The sequence below is a fragment of the Erythrobacter sp. JB1-4 genome (assembly GCF_057365025.1).
The window spans coordinates 2178257-2204547 of record NZ_CP200292.1 but is presented as its reverse complement, the minus strand read 5'-3'; the positions used below and the strand labels follow the sequence as shown (position 1 = coordinate 2204547).

Genomic DNA, 26291 nt, shown 5'->3' with positions numbered 1-26291 from the left:
ATTCAATCATGTATTGCGAATGTGCTGAGTCGTAGAGGCCCCGGCGCTTAGCCGCCGAGGTTTTCCTCGTCCTCTTCTTCAGCCTCTTCGCGGCGAACAGCCATGTCGGGACCGAAGCTGCCGCCTACCCAGCGATCCATGTTCACATCATCGGTGACCTTCCATGGAACGCCCGCTCTGGTCATGAAGAGCTTCTCCATCTCATCACGTGTGAATGGCCGTGAACCAAGGCGTCCAAACACTGCCATTTGCCCGCCGGTTTCATCCACCGCACGGTCGCGGTCGAGGCCTTTAGAAAGCGCAAGCGCTGGCGAAGGCGTTTTCGCGTAAGAGACAAGCTCAGGCATTGGCGCAGGGCTAAAGCCGTAGAAATTGCGCTGGCTATCAGGGCTGGTGAGCTGGAGGACTTTCATCCCATTCACTCCGTCCGCGACGTAAGCGAAGAGGGATGCGTTGGTGGAGCCAACGATCACGTCTTCTGCGTCATTCAGAGTGCCGTCCAAGGTCACTTTCTTATAGAGCTTGGGCGCACGCGGGTTCTTCACATCAAAGATCATGAGGCCATCGCTCTTGGCTGCGACATAAGCGTAAGTGCGAGCGACATAGATGCGGCGGGCATCAGCGATCGGATAAGTCGCCTCAGGCACGGCCACTGGGCTTGCCATATCGGTCACGTCGAAGACTTTGAGACCCTCATTGTCCGTCACCCAAAGGTAGCGGAACTGGATCGTGCTCGCCCGTGCGCCTTGGAGCGGAGTAACGCTCATCACACGCGGTGCAAGGCAGCTTTCCGATGGGTTCGCAGGATCAATCTCGCACTCATCGCGGTAAGCGGTCGCAGGATTGTCTGGAATATCCTTCGGCAGATAGACCACCACGAGTCCAGCATCTGCGGTGATATAGGCATAGTCGCCCGCCAGCGTGATGTGGCTTGCGCCATTGAGCACACCGTCAGGGTTGAAGGCATCCGAACCATTATCGAACCGCGCACGGTTGAAGAAGTTGTTGCGGAACTCGCCGTCGTTCAATGTATTCACATCAACCGCAATGAGGCCCTCTTCGCTATCCGTGATGAACGCATAGTCATAGATTGGGCTAAACGGTTGCTCTTCATTGACCTCGCGCATGCGGGCCGTGTTGCGCTCTGGCGCGATGGGCTGGTTGGTGGCCACCGCCATGCAGGTCGCATTCTGGGTGTCCACATGGGTGTCATGGCCCAAAGGTGAGAATGGCGCGGTGATAATACGCTCTGAGATGCCTTTATTGGCGATCGAAGCGATGTCGTAAGCGCGGAAACCGCCCTTACCTTCCGCAACGAACAGGTACTCTCCGCGCATTTGCAGACAGCGGACCTGGTCGCCGGTGCCTTCATGGACGTTCACGAATTCTTCGAACGGCTTGGTCTCACCCGAGATATCGCCATCAAACGCCTCACCGCGCACCCAGTTCTTAAGCTCACGTCCGTTGTCCTCGACATGGCGGCGCCAATAATCGGGATAGGAGTAGCGGTGGAGGTAAGAGCCCAGCACAGCTTGCGGTTCGTCATATTCGGTGACGCGTACGGCTGAGATACCGCCTTCGAGCCCGGTGAAGGCATGCATGCCGACAAAGTTCACATAGTTTGTACCGAGCAGCAGGAGCTGCGCCATGATGGCGTTGTTGTCTTCCGCCTCGGACAAGTGACAGTCAGAACACTGCTTTGTCTCTGTCTTCCTCACAGTGTGCGGGAAGTGCGGCGCAAAGGCCTGTGATGAGAAGCCAATCGCCGAGATCGGCGGCTGCTGCACATAAATGCGTTCGCGGTTGATGTTGGTTGAGGACAGCACGAGAGCCGAGGTCGAACGAACAGGAGCGGTTTGGTTGCCTTTGGTGGTCTGGTGCTTGCCCAGTTGGAACATCTGATCGCGCGCAACCTGCGGGTTGTAGGTCGCAAAGTTACGGGTCGAGCCGCCTTCATAACGGTGCGACTTGGTCTTCCAGTTCGCCTCAATCGGCAAGTGACACCCGCCGCACGAGGTGGTCCAGGAAAGGTGGCACGTAAAGCAAGCCATATTGTCATCATCATGGGCGCGTTCGCCCTTGGCGATGCCGGCACCGAATTCAAAGTTGCCGGTTTCCGCGCCGTAAGTGCTCATCAATTTGGAGCGCGCGGCCTTCGCATTAAAGGTCGAGTTTTGCGGGTCGACCGAGTTCTTAACAAGGCTCACTTCCCACTGGAGTTCAGGATCAAGGATAGAGCGCTGGATCAATACCCGCTCGCCCTTGTCATTCTCAGTCCACTCAAAGCGGCGCTGACCATCAGGGTTGCGCAGAAGCGCAAGGTTGTGACCCTCTGGCGGCGCAGCAGGACCGCTGGTGCGAAGCGTCGGGAGCGCGTCGGCGGTGCCGTGGCAATCCTTACACCCGATCTCAATCGCATTGGCGACCTCGCCATAGATGAGGCCGTTGCCGTGCGTGTCTTGCTCATAGTGGCAGTCCACACATTGCATGCCGACCTCGGCGTGAATGCTCATCATATGGACGGCTGTGCCGGGGTTGTTGGAGCCGTTTTTCGCCGGGTCTTTCTCAACCTCAACGAACTTGCCCTCGCCGTCTTTGCGCCAACGCTGACGCCAGCGTTCGTCGTGATAGGCCTGTTCTTCAGGCGTGTCGGTTTCTGGGTTGCCGGGGCGCAGGATTTCGCCCTCTGCATCCAAGAGATTGCCGTCACGGTCGCGTTTAAAGATGCCGCGGAAATTCCACCCGTGGCCGTGATAATCGGCAAACTGCGTGTGCTCGAGTTCTGGGTTCAATTCATAGACATTGCGCAGGAAGTCCACATCCGCCCACATACCGCGCGCGGCTGCGCCTTCGGGGTTGCGGTCCATGATCGCTCGCACTTGCTGAGCGGTTGGGAAACGCTGGGTCTTGTAGAATTCCTCGTATTCTTCATCCGACATGCCATGCGGGCGCGGCGTCTGGTTTTCCGGGCCCGACCACATCATCGGCGCGTCGGACTCATAATCCCACATGGTGTAGCCAAGGTAGGAATTGAGGAAGATATTGGGCTGGTGCATGTGACAGGTCATGCACTGAGCGGTTGGAATAGCTCTGGTGAAGACGTGTTTGAGCGGATGGCCTTTTTCACGCTTGGGCTTGCCATGCGAGCCATGGTCGTCCGCGTGATCTTCAGGACCTTTCAGAGCGCCGTGCCCGCCTGCGCCCTTACCCTCATAGCCGCCGTCTTTGAGACCGCTTTTGGGAAGGCCAATGTCTTTCTTATAGCCGTGGCCACCAGCTTCACCCGGATTGCGCTCTGCCCCGGTAACCCGGGCATAGCATTGCAGCGCTGAGTTCGTGTTCGCCTCTGGGTTGATGCACGGGTCAACCGTCACCGTCTGACCATCGCGGCCATATTTTGCATAAGTCAGCGAGTGGCGCGGTTCGCGATCATTGGCATAAATGACGTGGCACGATGCGCAGCCTGAGTGGCGATAATCGCCCGGCTGATCATTGGTACCCATAAACCAGGTGAACGGGTCGTTGAGGCGCGTCTTGTGAATGTTGAGCGCCGGGATCGCGACGCGCAGACCTGTGCCTGGGCCACGGTTGGATTGCTTGAGGTCAGGACGCCCTGGCTCTTCGAGAAGCTGGATACGGCCTGTGATATTGGGCTGGCCAATCTCTGGAAATTGCGAGTTGATCGTGCGACCACCGCGCTCAAACACGCGGAAGACGTCTGCTGGCGGGGTCACATGCCAAGTGGGAAGCGGATAAAGCTGTCCCAGAACGCCGCGCGCCTTCTGCTCATCAGACAACTGATCGTTTGGAGCATCGCCGGGAGAGGCAACCACGGCCCCCACGCCTGAAATGGTCGCGCTGTCTCCGGCGCGGGTGTATGCTTCACCCAAAATGTAATTCTTAAAGGGCAAAATGCCGTTGTTATAAGTCGCCCCGCCCCACAGCATTGCGCCCGTTGCCATGATCGAACGCTCGGCGCTTTCGATGGCTTGGATGTGGCAGGATCCGCAGGCCTCGCGCGCCACGCGGTAGTCCGATGGGTTCACGAATTTCACAAACTCCGGCGATTCCGTGTTCAGCAGCGCATAGGACCTCTCTGGGTTCGCACTGCTGGGGAAATGCCAGCTATCCGGATATTTCGGCAGAACATGCGCCGTGTCGCGCGCCTCGATGTAATCGGGATGATCGTAAGGAAGCGACGGATTGCCAGCGACAGATGCATTGCCGCCGTGACAATCGACACAGCCAAGCACCACTGCCGGTGTCTCGTGCATGGTCGGCGCATCGCTTGCGCGGTGACAGGTGAGGCACCCTTCGGATTTAGCGTCTGCATCGGCCTGCGATTGACGTGCCGGGGCGGGCGCTGAAATCACGAGGCTATAGTCACGCTTAGTGGGCTTTTCCTTATCCGCTGCCTGTGTCTCGGCCTGGAAGACCGACACGCCAAGGATAAGTGCAGCGACAGTCAAGAGGCCATGTGCTGGCGACAAAAAGCGGAAATTTGAGCTTAGGCTCTTCAAGATGGTGCCCCCCGCCATCAATAAGTCAACGTCAGGTTTGCAAGGATGGAGTAGAAATTCCCATCATTGCCAAGATTATCAAACAGGTCTTCAAATCCATTACCGGAAATCAGTGTCGCCGCTGACAAACGGAACACGATGTTCTGGTTCGCCTTGGGCCGCCAAATTGCGCTTGCCGAAAGGTCATAGCCAATCTCGCTTGGGATTGAGCCTTCGATGCGGAAGTTTTCCAGCGTCGCTGTGCTGTCAAACCACAGATGGTTGGCGTTACCCGTAAGGCGGATTTCTGGCGTCAGATCGAAGTCTGCACCCAAGCCCACAAGCCACAGGCCGGGGTTGAGGAAATTCGATTGACCTTGCTCTTTTGAAGAGCGCAGCGTGTTCAAAATACCGTTGCGGCCGTTGACCGAAATAACCCGGCCGCCGCCTGCGAAAGGAAGCGTCTGTCTGATCCAGTACGATGTATCTGCGCCTGCAAACTGTGGGTTTTCAAAGATCGCATCAAAGCCGGTATGCGTATCATCAAAAGGATCGCTGTCGCCGCTTTGATAGAGGCCAGAGAGCCGGAACCGGATCCAATCGCGGTCGTAGCTCAGCTCAGCGGCGGCGAATTGCGCGTTAATATCAACGGGCTCGCCGGTGAGGATCGAATTGCGGTCTTCGCCAAGCGCCCAATAGGCGCTGCCTGTGATGTTGATCCGGCCGATGCGGCCATCGACATTGTAACCAAGGTAAAAGACATCGTAATCGCGCCCACGAAGGTCACCCAGAAGCGCTGGGCGAACCGGGAAGCCGTTGGTGTCGATCTGAATATCGTCAGCTTCGCGGTTGCGGTTGTAGGCGACCGTGAACTGGCTTGTCAGCGCGGGGATTAGGAAATCCTGACGGTAGACATTAGCGATAAAGACAAAGTCATCGCGCGGCGTTTTCGCTACCGAGTTCAGGCCAGAGTTCGTGTCTTTCTCAAGCCGCCAAAACCCAGCGATATTAAACTGGAAACGGTTGTTATCCCGGTTGCCGAAGAGGCGGATGCCCAGCTGTTGATCCTGAAACAGGAAACCGCGGAAATCGGCCTGAAATGGCTGAATCCCTGCGCGGATCGAGATGAAGTCGAACCGGTCGCGGTCATATTCGGTGAAGTGGTAATCGACGAAGGCTTCCTGCACGCCCAAGAAGTGATCGAGACGATGACTGGGGCGAGAGGGCTCTACAAATAGAACACGCCGCTCCGGCACATCGACATAGTTGACGTTGTACGCCAGCGTCAGGCGGTACTCGATGCTAGGCGGTTTATAAGCAGTTGAGCCCTTCAGCAGCGCTGCGCCTACAATGAAGGTCTGCGACAGGACGGTCGAGAAATCATTGCCGAAAACGTCCAAACGGTCCGGGTCCTCTGTGGTCTGAATACCGACAGGGATGGGAAACGTGCGCGGCTCATAGACTGTGTCGCTGATCGCGTTGAGGACGAAGAACCAATCGTTCTCCTTGATCGGCAACCACGGCACCTTGTCCGGATTGATCGGACGGTCGCCCTTATAGGTGTTTTGATTATAGGGATCGAGCAGCGCTTCTTTGATGATCGGATTGCCATCAATATCGGTCACATTGTCGATCAGCCGCCAGCGATCAGGGATCGGCACCTGGTCAGGCGAAAACGCCTGCGGCGGCGGCGCGCGCACCGCTCCGGGATTATCCTGCGTGACCTTTTCAGGTAGCTCTTCGTTAAATCCAGGGCGCTCACGGCCTTCGATTACCTGATTGTCGAGCTCGTCCGCTTCTTCCTTCGCAGTCGTATTAAGACCGGGTCCCGAAACGCTCTGATTGCGCGCGGGCTCCTCAACCGGTGGCGCAGTCGCAGGCTCATCACCCGGCGCTGCCTGCATCAGGACCATAAAAGGAAGGAGAGAGACCGAACTCATGATTTAGAGCCCCTCACACACGTTCTGCACCGGATCATCGAGGAAAGGCGCAAACGGACAGTTGATGTAGCGAAGGCGAACCTCGCGAGTACCAACCTGCACCACAATCCGGTCAGCTCGGATATTATTGGGCGCGTTGTTGATCGTGCCCGTGCGAACACCAGCATTGTGGAGACCCAGGAAGCTGATCATATCATCCTGATCGATCCCGTCGCCTGAAACACCAATGCCGCCGATCAGCTGATTGCCGCGATAGACCGGCACCGAACCGGGGAAGATCTGAATGCCGTTACCAAGCCGGGGCGCGCCTGCGACTTGAGGCAGTTTGGTACAGCCCCGCGCTGTGTCGGTGGCCGATTGCTGCGTTACAAATGCGAGGTGCTCGGCCAAATTCTGCAAGACCAGCGCCGATTGAAGCCCTGTTGAGAACGGGTTGAATTGTTCAATCGGCCGCGACAACGGCCCATTGGGCGTGCCGACTTCGCCATCGGGGAAGTATGGCCGCGCCAGATTCCCACCTGAACGATCCGCAAATGCGAACGTGCCCGTGAGCGCATTGGGATCGCCAAGGAAATCACGCACACGCTGAACGTATTGAGGGACCTCAAGGTCGCCCGCCAAAAGCTCATCTGCCGCAAAGGGCGCGGAGAAGAAATTGGCTGTACGCGCTTTTTGCAAGGACACGTCCGAACCAAAAATCGGTGCATCGGCTGAACGCACAATGCCAAGGATTTGGCCTCGCGTATCGACCAAGCTCAGCGTCACCTGCGCCTGGCTATCGAGCGGCCTGCGGATTTGCGCCCTTGATCGGCTAATCACGATGAACGCTTCTTCGAGGATCGCAGTCGCTTCAGCCTGAGTGATCGGAGTGCCAACATCGGCCCCATCGGTGCCTGCGCGAATGGGAAAGCGGTTGTTGCCCGCCCCATCCGACATCACAAATGCGCCACCGAGCGAGAATTCCGCATCGGTCGCAGGGCGAATGCCTGAGGCTTCGCTGCCGTAGGCGGTGCCAGCAACGATTGCAGCGCCGCTATATCCATTGATCGCGACCACATCTCCCGCAGTGCCAGCAAAACTAGCGCCTGAGACATTCGAAAGCGCATTGTAGGTCGCATCGGTGTAGCGAAAATTGGTGCCATCTGCTGAAATCCGGTCAGCGCGAATTTCGACCGGCGCCTCAAACCCAACCGTGCCCGCAAGCGCAATGAACTCATCGACATCGCTATCGACGTCGAGAACGTTAGGATCAAAGGTGTAATCAGGATCGGCTGCAACGCCAATACCGCCAACAACCACGCCGTTCTTGTACAGCGGGAAGCCGCCGGGGTCTGCTGAAAGCCCGAGCGGCGAACGCTTTGGACCAATCAGCCCGTCACTGGCGCGTGCACTAAAGTCTGAACAGGGAAGCTGGCTGAACTGCACTCCGAACAGGGGCCCGCTTTCCAAACCGATGGTGGTGGGTGACGGAGGAAAATGCTCTTGCACAATTTGCGAGGCGACGCGGGTTGAGAACGCATTGCCGGCGCTCGACAAATACGCGCCCGTAATCGCCTTCGCGATAGCAGCGCCAGCTGCGGGCACATTCAGACCCTGAATATCCACGTTCTGACCATTTGGCGCGCCAGGAATAGTCACTTCTCCGCGCGCACCAGGCATGACAAACACGCCCAGAACATTACCCACACGGTCTGTTACTGCAATCGTTGCCGCTTGCCCCTGCGAGCTTGCTTGCGCCGCTGCCTGAGCGATGATTTGCTGAACTTCGGCAACGCTCAAACTTTCTTGAGCGGGAGCTGCAAACAGATCACCCGCAGGTGCCGGAGTGGGCGTAGGGGCAGGAGGCTGTGTTGCCGTGGGACCGCCACCGGCAGGGGTAGAACCACCTCCACCACCACACGCCGCCAATGCGAAAAGTGGCAGGTAAGCCAGAGCCTTAAACCGCGATGATTTCCATCCCCCCGCCATCACTATTTCAACCTGCGAATAGCAGCGAGAGCCGAGGCGAGCGATGTGCGGAAGTCCGCTGGATTGTAAGAATTGGGCTCTTCCACCGCAGCATAGGCTTTGTTGATGCTAGTACGGATGCTCGCAGCAGCGCCCGGGGTCACGCGGCCATTCGTGACGAGGCCATTAAGGAGCGTATCAACCGCCATCACCGCTTGCACTGATCCGGAGTAATCCGTGAAGCGCGGGCGGGTTGCATTGTTGCCGATGATATCGATCACTTTGAATGCATCAGAATTGGCATAAGCCCGCTGCGATAGCGCATTGGACAGAGCCCCTGCACGCTGAGACAATGCGCGAGCAGCCTCGCGTGGGTTACCACCTTTGCCGCCAAGAGTGCCGTGGAACTCACGGCTAGCCTTTTTGAATGCATCTGCCTGACCCGGCACCAGCGCACCTGCAACAGCAGACAGCATGATGATGTTCTCATCATTAAACGGCGCATTGCCAAATGGGATTGGGCGGCCGGGGTTTTCCTCAAAGGTCAAACGGCGGCTCGACGAATCTTGAATTTCCCGGTGGCATGAATGGCAATCGAAGAAGTAATATTGCGGGAAGACACCTTCCATCGCAAACTTCGGATTGGAGAAAAGGCCTGTTGCACGTTTCACAGCTTCGGCCTGACCCACAGCCCAGAAACGAACAGCATTGGGCGCACGCTTACGCCGCTTGTAGTCGTCGTCGATATTGTGGTGCTGCTGGAGAGCGCTGAAAAGGTCGAGCTCAAAGGACACGCGAGGGTGACCTGCTGCCATCATAGAGTGCGTGACAAACTGCCCCGGCTTGGTCGAACCATAGTGGCAATCGAGGCAAACATTTGCGCGAACCTGAGGGTTCTCGAGCGGGGTCAGCCCATCAGCAACGTTCGACGCATGGGTCGCCGGCATAGCGTAGTGGCTCGAAAGCCAAGCATCACCCGCCGGACCATGGCAGCTTTCACAGCCAACGCCATCGGAAAGCTGGAATTTCGGACCCTTCTTAGCGCTAGGCACATAGGTCGCATGGCATCCAAGACAGTCCTTCGCCTGACGCGCATCACCCAGCCCAAGACTCTTTGCAATTTGCTGGCCACGGCGACCGCCCAACACAGCATAAGCGCGGCTGTGCGCACCGCTTGCGGAGGAAGGTTCTTGCCATGTTGCAATTTCGTCTTGGCGAACAACAGCGCCATTGCCCTCTGCACGGCCATGACAGGTTGAACCTGCGCAAGAAGCGACACCTTCAAAGCCTGCATTGCTAGAAGCCGTGACCGCAGGAAGCATCGCAAGAAGCCCGAAGGCCGCAATCACGCGCAACGTCACTGCGTTAATCCGGCGCAGCGGAGCCCAAGAACCCCAGATTGGCCCTGATTCCAAGCCTAGCTTTTCTACTGTCATCTCTTCCCCCCAGGAGATGCGCTAACTTTGCCTGTTTTGGCCGAACGCGCAAGCCCTTCCTTGCCCATCAGCCCCCATAATTTCGCCCGTCCGCTCGATCCCGCGTGGCTTAATCTCTCAAAGCTTGAGCAAGGATGCAACCTTGATTGTCCCTTAGACCAGCTAGCCTCGCAAAAAAGTGATGCAAAACACAAAAGCCCCGAAAGCGTCCATGCGCTTGCGAGGCTCTTGATAAATTGTGGCTAAGCTCAGGCGCTAAGCGCGATGTGCCGCTTCATGTGGTGGTCGATATTGCCGAACTCAGAATCAAAGATTGTGAGGCGTTTGAAATAGTGACCAATGGCGTATTCATCGGTCATACCGTTGCCACCGTGGATCTGAATTGCTTCCTGCCCCACGTGATGCGCAGCTTGTGCGACGCGAACCTTGGCAGCAGAGACTGCCTGTTTGCGCGTGCGCTCATCAGCGTCGAGGCGCAGCGTAGCAAGATAAGTCATCGAGACCGAGCACTCGTATTCAGTGTACATATCAACCATGCGGTGTTGCAGCACTTGGAAGCTGGCGATTGGAACGCCGAACTGCTTGCGCTGTTTGGCATAATCCAGCGTCATTGCATGAGCGACCTTCATCGCGCCGCAAGCTTCTGCGCATTGGGCCGCAATCGCTTCGTCAGTCACACGTTCGATCAATGGGAGAGCGTTACCCTCTTCACCGATGAGAGCCTCTGTTGGCACGCGCACGTTTTCGAAATAGACTTCCGATGCACGGCGACCGTCAACCGTCGCGTAGTCGCGAGTGGTGACGCCCTCAGCCGACTTGTCGACCACAAAGACGCTGATGCCTTCATGATCAGTTTGCGCGCCGCCAGTGCGAGCGGTGACCACAAGGTGGCTTGCCCAAGGCGCGCCGATAACGACCGCTTTGTGGCCATTGAGAACATAGTCGCCGCCGTCTTTCTTGGCGGTGGTTTCAAGGTTGGCAAGGTCATAGCGCCCGCGCGGCTCGGCATAAGCAAAGGCAAACACGCGCTCGCCCGAGACGATGCCACCGATATGCTCTTCTTTCTGCGCCGCCGTACCAGCGTGCTTTAGAAACCCGCCTGCACACACCACGGTGGGCACGAATGGCTCGACCACGAGGCCTTTACCGAACTCTTCCATAATAACCATGGAATCCACCGCGCCGCCGCCAAAGCCGCCGTCTTCCTCGCTAAAGCTCATACCAAGGATGCCGAGTTCAGCGAGTTGTCGCCAGACCGCTGTGCTCCAACCAGCGTCGCTTGCGATCAGTTGGCGGCGCTCTTCTGGGCCGTATTGCTCACGGACCATGCGCGACAATCCATCGCGCACCATGTCCTGCTCTTCAGTGAAATTGAAATCCACTTTTGTCTCTCCCTAGCCCTAGCCTTAAAGGCCGAGGATCATTTTCGTGATGATGTTGCGCTGAATTTCATTCGATCCGCCGTAGATCGAGGTCTTGCGCATATTGAAATAGGTCGCCGCTGAATGCTGAGCATAGTCGGGACCGATCTGATATTCGTTCGAACCATGATCCGCGATCGAGCCATACATTGGCGTGCCGTATGAACCCACCGCTTCAAGCGTGAGTTCGGTAAGGCGCTGCTGAATTTCGGTCCCTTTGATCTTGAGGATCGAGCTTTCCGGACCAGGGCCCTTGCCTGCTTGTTCACCTGCGAGCGTGCGTAGTTCGGTGATTTCAAGCGCTGCCAGATCAATCTCAAGCTGGCTCACTTTGCGGGCAAAATCGAAGTCAGCCATGAGCGGCGCGCCGTCCATGGTTTCATTGGCCGCAATCTCGCGCAGCTTCTCAACACCGCGCTTGGAGCGTGCAACACCAGCGATGCCTGAGCGTTCGTGGGCGAGGAGGAATTTCGCATAGGTCCAGCCCATGTTCTCGGTCCCAACAAGGTTTTCAACCGGCACACGAACATCGGTGAGCCAGGTTTCGTTGACCTCATAACCGCCATCGATGAGCTTGATCGGCTTCACTTCAACACCCGGCGTTTTCATGTCGACGAGGATGAAAGAAATGCCTTCCTGAGGTTTCGCCGCATCGGGATCGGTGCGGCACAGGAAGAAGCCCCAATCGGCGTGCTGTGCAAGAGTGGTCCAGGTCTTCTGACCGTTGATCACATAATGATCGCCGTCGCGGACCGCTGTTGTCTTGAGCGAGGCCAAATCAGAACCAGCGCCCGGCTCTGAATAGCCCTGACACCACCATACATCGCCGCTCAAAATACCAGGAAGGTGTTCTTTCTTCTGCTGTTCATTGCCGAAGGTGTAGATCACCGGGCCAACCATAGAGACGCCAAACGGCAGCGGCATAAAGGTGCCAATGCGCGCATTCTCTTCGGACCAGATGTAACGCTGGGTCGAGATCCCAGCCGGTGCCGCCATATTCGGTAGGCCACGCAGGTGCAGACCACCCTTTTTTGCCTAGGATTTTGTGCCATGCGGTCATGTCTTCAGGTGACATGTCTTCGCGGTTGCCCATACCTTCAAGGTGCTTTGGGTGATTGGCTTCGATAAAGGCGCGCACTTCTTCGCGGAAGGCGTTTTCTTCGGGCGTGAACTCCAGATTCATGCTCTCTCTCCGGTTAGCTTTCGTTGGGCCTGTCCTGCCAGAGCTTACGTAAACGTCAAGGGCTCTTTGATCGCATTTCAGGCATGGTGTGTTCTATGAAAAGCAACGCGCGTGCTTTATGTTTGGATGCAAACTATCACACGAGGCCCAAAGCCGTAAGGGAAGCGGGCAATCCAACGCATCAGGGCGTGACCAAAGATGATCTCAAAAACATTCTTAAGCGCCGATGGTCTTTTGGAAGATTCCTTTGTGCTGGGCGACCAGATTATCGAATCGGGATTTTGCCCCACTCATATCGTCGGGATTTGGCGCGGCGGTGCGCCGATCGGGATCGCGGTGCAGGAATTGCTAGAATATCGTGGGCACCCGTGCGACCATATTGCTGTGCGCACTTCATCCTACACCGGCATTGATCAGCAGGAAAAACACGTCCGCGTGCTGGGGCTCAATTACCTGATCGACACGCTGGATAAAGAACACTCGCTGCTCATCATCGACGATGTGTTCGACACTGGCCGTTCTATAGAAGCGCTCCTTAGTGAGCTTGCTTCAAAATGCCGGCGCAATCTGCCCGAGACGATCAAAGTGGCAACCGTGTACTATAAACCATCGCGCAACCAGACCGATTTAGCGCCTGATTATTATGTGCATGAGACCGACGATTGGCTGGTCTTCCCGCATGAATTGCAGGGGCTGACGGATGAAGAAATCCGCGAACATAAACCGAGTGCGGGCGTGGTTTTGGGGCGCGATTAAGCGAAGCCACCAAGGGCAAAAATCACGCTTACAATCGCGGCGCTGGTGAAGTTCGACAATGTGCCTGCAAGCAGCGCTTTGATGCCCAGCTTGGATATTTCCGCCTTACGCTCTGGCACCGCAGCACCCAGCCCTGCGATCAAAATTGCAAGCCCACCAAAGTTCGCAAAACCGCACATGGCGATGATGAGGGCAATCTGACCAGCCGCGCTGAATTCATCGGCAACAGGGGCAAAATTGGCATAAGCAAGGAATTCATTGAGAACGACTTTCTGGCCTAAGAACACGCCAGCGCGCGATGCTTCCTCCCATGGAACCCCGATGATGTATGAGACGGGCGCAAAGGCATAACCAATCAACAATTCGAGGCTCAAATCGGGAAAGCCCAGAAGCCCGCCGATCCCGCCCAAAATGCCATTGAGCAAAGCGATGCCAGCAATAAAGCCGATGAGCACCGCAATCACGCTCAACATGATTTGCATGCCCAAAGTTGCGCCATCGGTGGCCGCCTCGATCAGGCTGGAGGCGTTGGAAAGGCTTGCGGGATTTGCGTTGTCGCTATCATCCAGATCAAACGGCTCGCCTGTTTCAGGGACCAGCATACGCCCGAACAATATGCCTCCCGCCGGCGCCATAAAGGCGGCCGTGAGCAGCAGATCAGAGCGAATACCAAGCGCGGAATAGGCAACCAGAACTGTGCCCGCGACGCTGGAGAGACCAAGCGACATCATGACAAACATTTGCGCGCGTGAGATTTTCGGAAGGTATGGCAGAATGGTGAGCGGGCTTTCGGCCATGCCAACGAAAATATTCGCCGCGCCGCAAGTGGATTCGAGCCGCGATGCGCCCGTCAGAAACCGCAAACCGCCGCCGATGATGCGGATCACCCATGTCATGACGCCCAGGTGGAACAGCACCGCCATGATTGTGGCGATAAAAATGATCACGGGCAGCACTTGGAAGGCGAGGATGAGCCCATCTGCCGGATTGGCAAGCGGGCCGAAGACAAATCCGATCCCGGCATTGGCGTAGGAGATAGCCTCCACCACCCCGGCAGAAAGCCCTTGCAAGACAGCTTGTCCCACTGGCGTCACCAAGGCGAGCACCGCAATTGCGATTTGCAATGCCAGCGCGCGCGCAGCGTTGATGTATTGGATGCTCCCGCGCGCCTCTGAAAGAAGCACGGCAATGCCAACCAGAACCACAATTCCCAACAGTCCAATCAGGGGTGTTCTCCTAAGAATGCACCGCAGAGATAGCCAAAATGGCTACCAGAATAGCTAGACGCCGAACTGCCCAAGTTTTTCGTCCGCAGCGATGGCTTTGGTAATTTGGTCAAATTGGTCAAGCACGGTTTCAAACCCATCCCATTGAAGAGCGCCGTTTTTGACGATGTGCTTGCCGCCGGCAAAGACGTGCGCCACATCCTCTCGGCCCGCTGAATAGACAAGGCTCGCATAGGGGCTGAACACGGGCCGCATATGGAGACCTTTGGTTGAGACGATAATCACGTCGGCGTTTTTGCCCTGCTCGAGCGACCCGGTGTGATCACCCATCCCCGCAGCTTTGGCGCCGATCCGCGTGGCCATTGCCACAGTGTCGCGGTCGCTAAGGCTTCCGGGTTCACCCCGGCTCACGGATTGAAGGTTGGCGGCAAGACGCATTGCCTTCCACATGTCTAAGTCATTGCCTGACGACGGGCCGTCAGTGCCAAGTCCCACAGGTATGCCCGCTTCGAGGAGGTCGCAAACCCGCGCGATGCCTGAGGCGAGTTTGGTATTGGATTGCGGGTTGTGAATGACACTTGCACCTGCCTTGGCGATAAGCGCGATGTCTCTGTCGGAAAGGTGGACGCCGTGCGCAAGCTGGCAATCGCGGTGGAGTAGACCAGTTCGCTCCAGCACTTCGATGGGTGTTGCCCCTCCGTATCCCTCGCGCACCAATTCCATCTCGCTCGCCGCTTCAGAGGCGTGGATTTGAACGGGGAGACTTAGACGCTCCGCAATGGTGTCCAGTTCCCTGAGTTTAGGTTCATCCAGCGTGTAGCACCCATGAGGCGCGAGCATCGGGAATACGCCCGGCGTATCCTTGTGCCGCTCGGCAAATCCTTCAACGAAATCGGTGCGCATGGGCCATTCAGACAGATCATCAAAACCGGGAAATGCAACAAACACAGGCCCCGCAACAATCGACATGCCCAGTTCGCGCGCCGCCCGAATGGTTTCATCGGGATACCAATACATATCGACAAAGCTGGTGATCCCGCCCAGCGCCATTTCAGCGCAGGCGACACTTGCCCCGATGTAGACGCTTTCAGGCGAGACATAGTTGTCTTCGGCATGGAAGAGCTTCTCGAGGAAGGCGTCGAGTGTGACGTTCTCGGCATAGCCTCGGAAAAGCGTCATCGCGGCGTGGCAGTGCCCGTTGACGAGGCCGGGCATAATAATCCCGCCATCCGCATCCACGGTTTCATCTGCCATGAAGCGGGCGGCCAAATCACCTCCCTCGCCGCATTCGACAATCTTGCCATCCGCAATTGCGACCGCGCCATCGGTAAATTCGGTAAAGCCCGCGTCCATCATGAGGACATGGCCACCGGTGATCAGCGTATCGACGCGGGTCATTCTGCATCCCCGGCAATTCGCGGGAGAAGCGCGTTCACAAAGCCTGCAAGCTTGGGGCGGATAAGGTCGGCTGCTTCCCACACTTCTTCGGCGTTGGTAATGTGCGTGTCGTCCAATGTGCTTACCGCTTTGTTTGTGACAGTGCTGATCGCGAGAACCTTCATTCCCGAATGGCGCGCTGCGATGACTTCTGGGACCGTGGACATGCCCACAAGGTCAGCCCCCAGGGTCCGCATCGCGCGTATCTCTGCGGGGGTTTCAAAACTGGGCCCCGTCACAAAGCCATAGACGCCGCTTTTAAGGTCCAACTCCGTCTCACCAGCAACGCTCGAAGCAACTGCCCGAAGGTCCTTATCATAGGCGTTGTTCATGCTGATAAAGCGCTCGCCCACGCTATCATCATTGGGTCCGCGCAATGGATCACGGCCTGAAAGCCCTGCAAGGCTCAAATGGTCCTCAATCAGCACAAGATCAGTGACCTTATAGTCTTCGCGAATACCGCCAGCTGCATTGGTCAAAAGGGCAGTTCTTGCCCCCAGACGCGCCATCACCTGCATCGGAAAAGCGACATCTTGCGGGGCATATCCCTCGTACAAATGCATCCGCCCTTGCATCGCAACAACCGGGACACCCGCCAATTCACCGATATGCAAAACGCCCTTGTGACTGGGCGCAGTGGACGCAGGGAAATGCGGGATGGCGCTATAGGGTATGGCCGAGCCCTCAATAGCTTCAGCCAGATCACCCAGCCCAGAGCCGAGCACCAGCGCGATGTGCGGCACCAACTGGGTGCGCCCGCGAATAAAAGCGGCTGCTTCGTCAAGGCGCTGCCCCAAAGCTTTAGTCATCTATCTGAGCACCGCCGTCTTTGCCCGGTCACCGCCGCGAAAGATCAGAGTTTCCGGAGAAGTCCCGCGTCCAACATTGACGCTGTTGACCTGACGCAGCCAAATATCGGTCAGCACCTGGCTGCGGATGGTCAGCACCGCCCCTTCGCCGGGCGACACGCCCTCTTGATAGATCAGCAGGCTATTGCCAACGACTTCGGTCCCAAGCAGGGTCAATTTTAGTGGGCCACTTTCGGCAGCAATCGAGAAACGCTCAGTCGCATAGCGCGCAAAAGCACGGCGGCTTTCAATGTCGCCAAGAAGGTCAGCGCCCTTACGCCCCTGATGACGCAGCGCGTGTTCGGCGTCATGCAAGGGGATGGTGTGTACCACCTCGATCATGCCAGAGCGAGGGTTGTGCTCCACCGTGGTGATCGCTGCCTTTTGCTGATGCGCAGCCGCTGGGACAGCAAGCGCCAGTATCAACATAGCAGCAATCCAGCGTAGCATTACTCAGAACCTTCTTTCTCGGCTTCTTTTTTTGCGCCTTGTTGCACCTCAGCCATAAGGTCACGGCCCGCGCGCGAACTTGGATCAGGACGCTTGAACGCCTCCACCCGGCTATCGATGATTTTGCGCGGATAGTGGTTGTTGTTGATGTCAGCATCCGCCGTCTCCCAATCAGGATCGAGCACGACCTCGGTCAGCTCCTTGCCTTTGGGGAAAGTGAGCAACTTGGAGACATTGCGCGAATTGCGGCGCCAGATTTCCGCTGGGATATGCAGCCGTTCTTTGGTGCCATCCGCAAAGTGCAGATCAAGGATGATCGGCATCACCAAACCGCCAATGTTGGAGAAGTTGAGAACGTAGTAATTCGCATCTTCTTCAACGGCGCGGTCGAAGACTTGGCGTTCCCAGCCCTCAAGCCCATCAAGGAAGCTGTTGTACTTCTTCGTATCGCGCGGGGTGACGGTGAAGCGGTCGTTCTCATCGTAGAAGTCAGTGACACCCGGGTTCTCAAGCACCCAGATCGGCAGGTTCTGCTCCCGGTTCAAACGCACGCCAACCTTCTCTGGCTCATCGGCAAGCTCTTGGCGGCGGCGCGCCAGATCAATCTCTGGGTCAAGCGTGTCGATGCGCAGCTTGTGAATGGTGTCGAGAGAGATATCGACATGGTCGGTGGTGTAAAACCATCCGCGCCAGAACCAATCGAGATCGGTGCCCGAGGCCTCTTCCATCGTGCGGAAGAAGTCGGTCGGGGTTGGCCGTTTAAATTTCCAACGGCGCGCATATTCGCGAAGCGCAAAGTCAAAGCGTTCGCGCCCGATCACCGTGTCGCGAAGGACATGATATGCCGCAGATGGCTTGCCGTATGCGTTCGGACCGATGTTCAGGATCGAGATCTGATTGCGTCATGATCGGGACCTGCTGGCTCGATGTCATATAGGGGATGAGGTCGCGCGGAAGGCTGCGGGTCCATTGGACATCGGGGTCCCATTCGTACCCCGCAACGCTATCGAGGAAGGAGTTGATCCCTTCATCCATCCACGTCCACTGACGCTCATCCGAGTTCACCACCATTGGGAAATAGATGTGGCCGATCTCGTGGATGACGACGCCGATGAGGAAGATTTTCTCACTCTCGGAATAGGTCCGCGTACCATCATCCTGCAAGGTCGTGCGCGGGCCGTTGAAGGTGATCATAGGATATTCCATGCCGCCCACAGGCCCGTTCACCGACTGCGCCGTGGGATAAGGATAATCGAAGGAATAGCGCGAATAGACCTTCATTGTGTGGACCACGGCAGCGGTCGAATATTTGCGCCACAGCTCCCCGCCTTCTTTGGGCCAGAATGACATGGCCATCACGGTTTCATGCTCAGCACCGGGCTGCTTATGCGCCTGCGCGTCCCATATGAACTTGCGGCTTGTCGCCCAAGCAAAATCGCGCACATTTTGCGCGGTGTAACGCCAAGTCTTTGTGCCCGTGGGGTTAGAGCTTTCGTTCGCAAGCGCCTCTTCAGGCGTCACGATGAACATCGGCTCATCGGTTTTGTTGCGCGCCTGCGCCAAGCGTTGACGCTGTGTCGCGGTGAGAACCGCATTTGGATTTGCAAGGACACCGGTTGAGGACACGATGTGGTCATTGGGGACCGTCATCGAGACATCATAGTCACCAAATTCGAGGGTAAACTCGCCGCGTCCCAGAAACTCTTTATTGTGCCAGCCTTCGTAGTCCGAATAGGCGATCATACGCGGGAACCACTGCGCGAACAAGAAGAGGTCATTGCCCCCTTCACGCTCGTCATCGGGGAAGTGCTCATAGCCAGAGCGCGCAAAGATCACGTTCTCTTCGACAATGTTATACGCCCAATCGATGTTGAAGCTGACGCTTTGACCGGGGCGTAGCGGCGTGGCGAGGTCGATGCGCATCAACGTGCCAACAATCGTATGATCAAGGCGGCGCCCGCTGGTGAGCTGGACCCGGCTGATATCATAACCATAGGTGTTGTCTGCGAGCGCTTGTTGGCGGCGCACTTCTTCCAGCGAAAGGCGCGCTGGGCTGTCGCCCCGGCCCAAAGAACGCGCAGGGCCTCGGCGTCCGGGCCCACCGAATGTATCGGTCAGCTCCGCCATTGAATCGGTGCGAAAACGGTTCTGATCAAGCTGCATCCATATCCACGGCAATGTGTCGGGCGATTTGTTCTTATACGTGATCGTGGCCCGCGCGGTCAGGCGGCGGCCATTTTCGTCCAATGTCGCATTGATGCGGTAATCGGCCTCTTGCTGCCAATATTGATGCCCCGGCGCCCCGCTCGCGTTGCGATAGACATTGGGGTCGGCCAACACTTCATCGAGCTGACGAAATTTGTCTTCAAAATCACCCTTGGTTTGCTGGATACCCTGAGCCAAAGCAGGAGAGGAAAGCAAAAGAGCGACGAGAAAGGCTAGAAGACGCAAGGGAGAGGTTCCTTTTGGTTCCGAGTCAGTAAGTCGGTCGGGTACATGGTTCACTTGACTATCGCAATTCCTCAACGAGCCGCTCCATAAAGCGCACGCCCTTCTCCAATTGCTCTACCGCAATCCACTCATTGGGCTGATGGGCTTGCTCAATCGAGCCGGGGCCGCAGATGACCGTGGGGAAGCCGGCTCGCTGAAACTGCCCTGCTTCGGCGGCGTAGGAGACCTTGGATGGTTCTGAGTTCTCGCCTGTTAAACGTTGGACAAAGCTAATCGCATCCTCACTACCTGCGTCGCCAAGTGGCGGAGCATCGGCGATCTTGGTGAAGGTGACGCCAGCTTGAGAGAAGCGTGCCTTAAGCTCGCTATCAAGCGCCTCGCAGCGCGCTTTGAAGGGCCCAAGAAGCTCACTTGCGACAAAGCCTGGCGGACAACGCAGGTCGAATTGAAATTCTGCATGCCCTGCAAGGATATTCGCCGCCTCTCCCCCTTGCATCACGCCAATGGTGAGCGTTGGGTGCGGGGGATCAAAACCACAATCAGGGTCGGCATTCGCTTTGAGATCGCGCGAAAGCTCTACCAGCAAATGCATCAGGTCGACTGCGTGCTCATTGGCGGAGATACCGTGGTTGACCAAGGAGGAATGCGCCTCGGCCCCGGTCACCGTGACCTTGAAGACGCTGATCCCCTTGTGCCCGCTCACCAGCTTCATCAATGTCGGTTCACCCACCAGAGCAAGGCGCGGTGTGGGTACGCCCTTCCGCATTTGCTCGATCATCGCAGGCGCGCCAAGGCAGCCCACCTCTTCATCGTAACTGATCGCGAGATGGATTGGCTTTGAACCTTTTACAAACTCAGGCACAAAGGCGAGCGTTAGAGCGATGAAGCTCTTCATATCCGACGTGCCCCGGCCAAAGATCTTGCCTTCTTTTTCTAGCGTCACCCATGGGTCGCTGACCCAATCCTGATTGTCGACAGGGACCACATCGGTATGCCCTGACATGATCACTCCTCCCTCGACTGCATTGCCCACAGTTGCAAAGAGGTTGGATTTGGTGCCCTCATCGTTGGCAACGCGGGTAGCGCTCACGCCGTGGTCCGCGAGGAAGTCTTCCACCCATTCGATGAGCTCGAGATTGGAATTTCTCGAAGTGGTATCAAAGGCAATCAATTGATCGAGGATAGCGCGAGTTTTAGTGAGGTTTGTCATGCCCCTCGCTTAGCGCGCCTCGAGAATTGCTTCCATTCCTTTGTGGGATATGGAGCGGGTGAAGGGAATCGAACCCTCGTCATCAGCTTGGGAAGCTGCTGCTCTACCATTGAGCTACACCCGCATTTCAAAGGCTTGGCCAATCATTGGGCCGCGACACTACACTATGGCGCGCCCCCCAACCGGCAACCTAATTATCAAAACGATCGCAAGATCACTATTCCTAATATCTCTTACGCGTTTGCTAGCAACACAGTCCAACCGTCAATCTCACGCCAATCGCGATCAAAGAGCCTCACAATTGGCTCGATCGGTCCGCCCGCAAAAGAGCCCAAGAATGCAATCCGGCAAACAGATTTGTCGGCTTTATTCCTCAATCCAAGGCGTTAGCAGGCTTCATCTTACTGCCTAGAAGCAAGCTTTGTTCAAGGCCATTGCGGTCAAGGTGAAGGCTTGGACGATCCGAGCAAGCCTTATGGATTGTTCGCATCTGGAAGCAATCGTTGCCGAAAACGGACCGGTGACTGGTGAAAACGTGCGTGAAATTGCTTCTCGAAATTGCCGCGTGACCCAAATCCGCAACCTCGTGCGATGGCCTCAACGTCATCAGCGGTGTCGATCAGTTTCGATGCAGCCATTGCCAGTCTTCGTTCGAGTACATGGTTCCAAATGCTGTTTCCGATCTCCTTGCGGAATATACGGTTCAAATTGGCTCGCGAAGACAGGCTGTGTTCGCAAACGTCTGCAATTGTGAAGCGATGTGCGAGGTTCAGTTCTATAAAATTTAGCGCTCGCAGTGCTTGCGGGCTTATCGCGCCGACATAGGCTGATCGGCGGCTGGGAGTTTCGCTGTAACGGCGAACGGTCAGCGACAAGAGGGATCGGATCAGTTCATCGACATGCTGCCTACCCACCGGAAAGCCGCTTAGCGCTTGGCTGGCGATATCGAGGCCAAGGTGGGCGATTGTCGGAGCATCGTCTCCAAGAGCCAATCGCCATCGCAATTCTTCGGGCCGATCTGCGAACATCATGGCAGCAGCCCGCTCCATCACGCGCGGCTCAAAATAGAAGCAAACTCCCTCGATTTTGCCTGCCCATTCTATCGTCCATTCAGCGCCTGGTGGGTCGAACGCGACCATGCCTTTGCGATAGTTGAACGATCTTCGGTCGAGCTTGCCGGACACCTCGGTAAGTTCAATCGACCGGGTTGGAATGAAAACCTCGAACAGGTCGCGCAGCACCTTCTCGCCGCTGCCAACGCTTGTGTCTACAACTGCGATAGTTGTTGGCCAAGCGCCATTGATCGTGACAACCAAAGGCTGCTTCACGCCAGTCGATGCCAATGCAGAACTTGTACGCTCCTGACGCTCAAGTGTCCGATCACCCGCACCGTCCAGAGTCTCTTCAATCACCTGATGCCTCCGATTGGCTCATGAAGTTGAGCGTATTTGCGTTATGTCAGCGTGTAATGTGTCCGGACAAATTGCGCAACAGTGAGGGGAAGCGCTCGTGAACATCAGATTTTTAGGCAGTGTTTCCGCGTTGGCAGTTCTTACAGCTGGGACAGCAATGCCCGCGATGGCACAGGATGCTGATACAGCAGATGCAGCCAGTGAAGAAGACTCGCGCGTCATTATCGTCACCGCTCGAAAGCGTGAAGAAACACTTCAAGACGCACCATTGGCCATCACCGCTTTCTCAGAAGGTGAGCTTCAGGCAGCGGGCCTCGATGACATCACTGATTTTTCCAAGGCAACGCCGGGTCTTTTCGTCGAGTCGTTCAATTCAGGCGTCAACAACAATGCCAGGGTCGATACAACCCCGCGTTTTCGTGGAATCTTTCTGGAAAGCGGAAGCCGTCTGCAACAGACCGCCGCTGTGTTCCTTGACGGTATTGCCGTATTCGGCGGCATCCAGACAATCGGCGTCAACGAATTGCAACGTGTCGAGGTCACAAAAGGACCGCAATCCGCTCTTTACGGCCGGAACACATTTGCTGGTGCAATCAATTATGTAACCAAGGATCCCAGCGACGAACTGCGCTTCGACCTTGATGCCACTGTTGCGACGCGCGATGAATATCGGATCGCTGCTGGTGTCGAAGGGCCGATCATTCCGGGTGTCCTGTCGTTTAGGCTGGCCGGCAGATTTGATGATGTTGGCGGTCACTATGACAACTTTGCCGCTCCAGGTGAGAAACTAGGGGATGAGTCGCAATGGAACATCAACGGCACGTTGCTCTTCACGCCCGACGACCGTTTCCGCTTGAAGGTACGCGGATCCTACCGCGAATTGCACGACGGGGTTTCGGCGCTCATCGGTGGCGCGTTCGGGCCAGCAACACACAATTTCGGCGGGTTCTTGCTGGACGCCAATTGCAATCCAATCCCAGGTGCTCCAACTGTTCAGCCCAGCTCAAACACGCAATGCAGCCCAGGTGTAGCGCGCACAGGCGCGGACAATCCCTTTGGCGAAGCTGAACCATTTTTTGGGCGCACCAACTCAATTTTTCAGGGTACGATTGATGGTGGAGACATCCCCGCAAGCGAAATCGGGATCAACACCGACTTCTCGCTTATCGAGGCATTCCGAAACAACGTAATGAACGATCCGCGGTTCGATCCAGCCACCAATGTGCTGGCTAATGGACTGACCTTTAGCCCTTTTGAGAAAGACGATTTTGGCCTCGACCTCGAGGAGATCAGGTTCAGTGCCAACCTAGAATACGAACTGAGCGACGACATTACGTTTGTCGCCTTGGGTGGGTATAGCGATGAGGCATTCGGCTTGTTCACCGAATTGGACCTTACGCCAGACAACTCCTTCACGACGTTCACTGGTCGCGATATCGTTGATTGGTCCGTCGAGGCGCGACTTCGCGGTACAGCGTTCGAGGACCGCCTATCTTGGTCCGTGGGCGGCAGCTATGTCGATGTCGAAGTGCGAGAGCTTGGATCAATCGCGAGTAACCTGTTCTTCCCAATCGTGTTTGGCGACGGCTTTAGATCGACGCCTTTTGTGTCTGGTGCAGAGACGTGGGGTCTTTTTGGCTCGCTTGAATACGAACTGACAGACACGATCAGCGTGTCGCTTGACGGGCGCTATCAAGAAGACACGATCATCAGCGAAGCGGTCAATGAATCGGTGCCAGGGCTTTCTCCTGCGACGATCACAAACTTCCTGCCACGCGCCACTGTGCGCTGGGAGCCGTCCGCTGATACCACATTCTACGTGACGTACAGCCAAGGCAACCTGCCGGGTGGGTTCAACCCTGAGGTGGCAGAGCTTGACGATGCAGCCCTGCAAGATGTGCTTTCGCGGTCTCCCACGGCGTCATCAGTGTTTGGCGAAGAAAAACTCGAAAATTACGAGTTCGGCTGGAAGCAGGCGTTCGATGGCGGCAATGGCTTTATCAATCTTGCCGCATTTTACATGCAGCGCTCTGATGAGATTTTCGTCGCGATTGAGACAGCGCCTGATAACCGACCCGGTGCAGCAAACCCTCGCCGTACGGTCACATTTTCAGGCAATGGTGCCACAACAGATATCTTCGGGATAGAGATTGACGCCAGTTGGCGAGTATCGGACGAATTCACGGTCGGCGGCTCGTTCGCATATATCGATTCTGAGATCACATCATTCCCAGAGGCTGGCGGCACAGACAGGTTTGGGCTGGTCTTTGGTCCCAACGAAAGCCCCGTCGGCCAACAAGCGCCAGAATTCCCGCCGTTTAGCTTCTCCTTGAACTCGACCTTGGAGCAGCCGCTTAGCCTTGGTGCTTTTGACACTTGGTATCTGCGTCAGGATTTGTTCTACACAGGCACGTATTACACCAGTAATGCGAACCTCACCGAGGTTGAGCAGGCGATCGACCTGAACCTGCGCACCGGTATTACGAGCGCAAACACGACGATCGAAGTCTTCGTAACCAATTTACTTGAGGAAGACGCACCTGCCTCTGTTCAAACCTTCGCTGATACGAGCTTTGACGTTCGAACAGCTCCAGGAGGTTTCTTCAACTTCAACGCGATAGGCAATCGCATTGGCTTGAGAGATCGCCGACAGTTTGGGGTGCGTTTGCTCCAGTCTTTTTGAGCTTCGCCGCAATGAGTGTCTCATCCTACAGCGACCGGCCCGCTAAATACTCGCAGGTTGGGTGCATCGCATGAGGGTGTCTCAAACCCAGATAACGCGCAGGCTTCTTTTAGCCGCGTCGACAGGAGCGCTTGTGGCAATCACAGGATGCACAAACTCGCCTACCACCCAAGATCCTGTTCAAACCGAAGACAGCGGGCGCCTGACCTTTGTTCTGGTTCATGGAGCCTGGCACGGTGGATGGTGCTGGCAATATGTAAAAGAGGCGCTTGAGGCCGAGGGACACCGCGTATTCACGCCGACCCTGACCGGTCTAGCCGAGCGCCGCGATCTTCTCGATGCGTCCGTCGGCCTTGATACGCATGTCCAAGATATCGTCTCTCTCATTGAGAACGAGGGTTTGAACGACATAGTGTTGGTTGGTCATTCCTATGGCGGCATGGTCATAACCGGCGTTGCTGACCGACTGAAACATCGCATCGATCACATCGTGTATCTCGATGCGGGCACGCCGGATGAAAGCGGGCAGAGTTTTCTGGACTATGGACCTGACTCCACCGCGGAGAATGTGGCAGCAGCTCTGGAACAATTGAGGGCGCTTGCACCCGACGGCATTGCAATGCAGCCATTGCCGGCCATGGCATTTGGCATACCCCCGGAGAATGTTGAGGCCACCGCATGGGTGGAGGCAAACCTGACACCGCATCCCATCAGAACGTGGACTGACCCGCTCACGCTGGAAAATGGCGGCTCTTCGGACCTCGCAAGAACATTCGTTTTGTGTACTTCACCGCCGCTCGAGAATTCCAGCATTGGCGCAGCTGCACTGTCAATCCGAGAGGATCCAAGCTGGCACTACATGGAATTGGAAACGGGCCATGACGCTATGATCCTTGCGCCCAAGGAAACCGCAGGCCTTCTTATAAATGTGGGCAGCTAAACCATTTGGTGAAAGCCCCAATGGACACCGATTAGCAATCGAAATCTTGTTGGGGCCTTGCGAATTTGCCCAATGACGAACTCGCGTTTTCGCACCATCGCCTCGGACCTACGAAAGGCGATTAAAGCTGGCAAACTTGAGCCAGGTTCCAAGCTCCCGACTGAGAGCCAATTGTGTGAAGAGTATAGCGTGAGCCGCGGCACATTGCGCAACTCGCTTGGGCTGCTGACATCTGAGGGACTTATTGAAGCAAGACAGGGCGCCGGTACGACAGTCACCTCCATAAGCAGGCGCAAGGGAATTTAGCGCCAACCGATTGGCAGCTACGACGATATCTTTGCCTATGCGACCGGTCGACAAAGGTCGTTTCAAACCTTGCCTCCACAGCCATTGCCCGAGGACATCCAGCAGTTGTTGGGCATCAGGTCGACATCGAAGTGGATTGTCCTTTC

General features: G+C 56.4%; 17 protein-coding genes, 1 tRNA gene and 1 pseudogene. 4 read left to right on the top strand and 15 right to left on the bottom strand.

What is annotated here, in order from left to right:
• Positions 1-47: 47 nt before the first annotated feature.
• From AC0V61_RS10215 to AC0V61_RS10190, 6 genes and pseudogenes are all read right to left on the bottom strand, one after another.
• Positions 48-4469, bottom strand: coding sequence for an LVIVD repeat-containing protein (locus AC0V61_RS10215; RefSeq protein WP_486157207.1), 4422 nt, complete (start codon positions 4467-4469; stop codon positions 48-50).
• A 68-nt stretch (positions 4470-4537) separates the two neighbouring features.
• The gene (locus AC0V61_RS10210) at positions 4538-6439 is read right to left on the bottom strand and encodes a hypothetical protein (protein WP_486157205.1); all 1902 of its coding nucleotides are present in this window, start codon (positions 6437-6439) and stop codon (positions 4538-4540) included.
• 3 nt (positions 6440-6442) lie between these two features.
• Positions 6443-8407: a heme-binding protein gene (locus AC0V61_RS10205; RefSeq protein WP_486157203.1), complete on the bottom strand. Its 1965-nt coding sequence runs from the start codon at positions 8405-8407 to the stop codon at positions 6443-6445.
• 2 nt (positions 8408-8409) lie between these two features.
• On the bottom strand, positions 8410-9822 hold the full coding sequence (locus tag AC0V61_RS10200) for a multiheme c-type cytochrome (protein ID WP_486157201.1): 1413 nt from the start codon (positions 9820-9822) through the stop codon (positions 8410-8412).
• Between the two features lie 248 nt (positions 9823-10070).
• Positions 10071-11204 carry an acyl-CoA dehydrogenase family protein gene (locus AC0V61_RS10195; protein ID WP_486157199.1) on the bottom strand — a complete coding sequence of 378 codons (1134 nt, stop codon included), beginning with the start codon at positions 11202-11204 and terminating at the stop codon, positions 10071-10073.
• A gap of 24 nt (positions 11205-11228) precedes the next feature.
• Positions 11229-12426 (bottom strand): annotated as a pseudogene (locus tag AC0V61_RS10190) (acyl-CoA dehydrogenase family protein).
• A gap of 198 nt (positions 12427-12624) precedes the next feature.
• On the opposite strand from AC0V61_RS10190, the gene AC0V61_RS10185 reads away from it, so the two are divergent.
• A complete protein-coding gene (locus tag AC0V61_RS10185) occupies positions 12625-13182 on the top strand; it encodes a phosphoribosyltransferase (RefSeq protein ID WP_486157197.1) in 558 nt (185 codons plus the stop codon).
• Here AC0V61_RS10185 and AC0V61_RS10180 read toward each other — a convergent pair.
• From AC0V61_RS10180 to AC0V61_RS10140, 9 genes are all read right to left on the bottom strand, one after another.
• Positions 13179-14387, bottom strand: a complete 1209-nt coding sequence (locus AC0V61_RS10180; RefSeq protein ID WP_486159517.1) for a NupC/NupG family nucleoside CNT transporter — start codon at positions 14385-14387, stop codon at positions 13179-13181. The genes AC0V61_RS10185 and AC0V61_RS10180 overlap by 4 nt on opposite strands.
• A 75-nt stretch (positions 14388-14462) precedes the next feature.
• Positions 14463-15806 (bottom strand): amidohydrolase family protein, encoded by a 1344-nt coding sequence (locus AC0V61_RS10175; RefSeq protein WP_486157195.1) that lies wholly within the window; start codon positions 15804-15806, stop codon positions 14463-14465.
• Positions 15803-16654, bottom strand: a complete 852-nt coding sequence (locus AC0V61_RS10170) for a purine-nucleoside phosphorylase (protein ID WP_486157193.1) — start codon at positions 16652-16654, stop codon at positions 15803-15805. The genes AC0V61_RS10175 and AC0V61_RS10170 overlap by 4 nt, the downstream gene beginning before the upstream one ends.
• Complete coding sequence (locus AC0V61_RS10165; RefSeq protein ID WP_486157191.1) at positions 16655-17143, bottom strand: DUF6702 family protein; 489 nt, start codon at positions 17141-17143, stop codon at positions 16655-16657. It lies immediately after the preceding gene.
• Complete coding sequence (locus tag AC0V61_RS10160; RefSeq protein ID WP_486157189.1) at positions 17143-17964, bottom strand: hypothetical protein; 822 nt, start codon at positions 17962-17964, stop codon at positions 17143-17145. Before AC0V61_RS10160 ends, AC0V61_RS10165 begins: the two co-directional genes overlap by 1 nt.
• On the bottom strand, positions 17942-19594 hold the full coding sequence (locus AC0V61_RS10155; RefSeq protein WP_486157187.1) for a M1 family metallopeptidase: 1653 nt from the start codon (positions 19592-19594) through the stop codon (positions 17942-17944). Before AC0V61_RS10155 ends, AC0V61_RS10160 begins: the two co-directional genes overlap by 23 nt.
• A gap of 58 nt (positions 19595-19652) precedes the next feature.
• On the bottom strand, positions 19653-20804 hold the full coding sequence (gene argE, locus AC0V61_RS10150) for an acetylornithine deacetylase (RefSeq protein ID WP_486157185.1): 1152 nt from the start codon (positions 20802-20804) through the stop codon (positions 19653-19655).
• 50 nt (positions 20805-20854) lie between these two features.
• Positions 20855-20928 (bottom strand) — tRNA-Gly (locus tag AC0V61_RS10145).
• Between the two features lie 349 nt (positions 20929-21277).
• Positions 21278-22216, bottom strand: a complete 939-nt coding sequence (locus AC0V61_RS10140; RefSeq protein WP_486157184.1) for a helix-turn-helix domain-containing protein — start codon at positions 22214-22216, stop codon at positions 21278-21280.
• A gap of 97 nt (positions 22217-22313) precedes the next feature.
• On the opposite strand from AC0V61_RS10140, the gene AC0V61_RS10135 reads away from it, so the two are divergent.
• The 3 genes from AC0V61_RS10135 to AC0V61_RS10125 all read left to right on the top strand — a co-directional run bounded on the left by AC0V61_RS10135 (position 22314) and on the right by AC0V61_RS10125 (position 26145).
• Complete coding sequence (locus AC0V61_RS10135; protein WP_486157182.1) at positions 22314-24899, top strand: TonB-dependent receptor; 2586 nt, start codon at positions 22314-22316, stop codon at positions 24897-24899.
• Between the two features lie 133 nt (positions 24900-25032).
• Positions 25033-25839, top strand: coding sequence for an alpha/beta hydrolase (locus tag AC0V61_RS10130; protein ID WP_486157180.1), 807 nt, complete (start codon positions 25033-25035; stop codon positions 25837-25839).
• A 72-nt stretch (positions 25840-25911) separates the two neighbouring features.
• Positions 25912-26145 (top strand): GntR family transcriptional regulator, encoded by a 234-nt coding sequence (locus tag AC0V61_RS10125; RefSeq protein ID WP_486157178.1) that lies wholly within the window; start codon positions 25912-25914, stop codon positions 26143-26145.
• The last annotated feature ends 146 nt before the right edge of the window (positions 26146-26291 follow it).

Coding starts and splice junctions, on each gene's coding strand:
- AC0V61_RS10170 (WP_486157193.1), bottom strand. CDS start 16,654: ATGACTAAAGCTTTGGGGCAGCGCCTTGACGAAGCAGCCGCTTTTATT.
- AC0V61_RS10205 (WP_486157203.1), bottom strand. CDS start 8,407: ATGGCGGGGGGATGGAAATCATCGCGGTTTAAGGCTCTGGCTTACCTG.
- AC0V61_RS10165 (WP_486157191.1), bottom strand. CDS start 17,143: ATGCTACGCTGGATTGCTGCTATGTTGATACTGGCGCTTGCTGTCCCA.
- AC0V61_RS10185 (WP_486157197.1), top strand. CDS start 12,625: ATGATCTCAAAAACATTCTTAAGCGCCGATGGTCTTTTGGAAGATTCC.
- argE (WP_486157185.1), bottom strand. CDS start 20,804: ATGACAAACCTCACTAAAACTCGCGCTATCCTCGATCAATTGATTGCC.
- AC0V61_RS10125 (WP_486157178.1), top strand. CDS start 25,912: ATGACGAACTCGCGTTTTCGCACCATCGCCTCGGACCTACGAAAGGCG.
- AC0V61_RS10200 (WP_486157201.1), bottom strand. CDS start 9,822: ATGACAGTAGAAAAGCTAGGCTTGGAATCAGGGCCAATCTGGGGTTCT.
- AC0V61_RS10210 (WP_486157205.1), bottom strand. CDS start 6,439: ATGAGTTCGGTCTCTCTCCTTCCTTTTATGGTCCTGATGCAGGCAGCG.
- AC0V61_RS10175 (WP_486157195.1), bottom strand. CDS start 15,806: ATGACCCGCGTCGATACGCTGATCACCGGTGGCCATGTCCTCATGATG.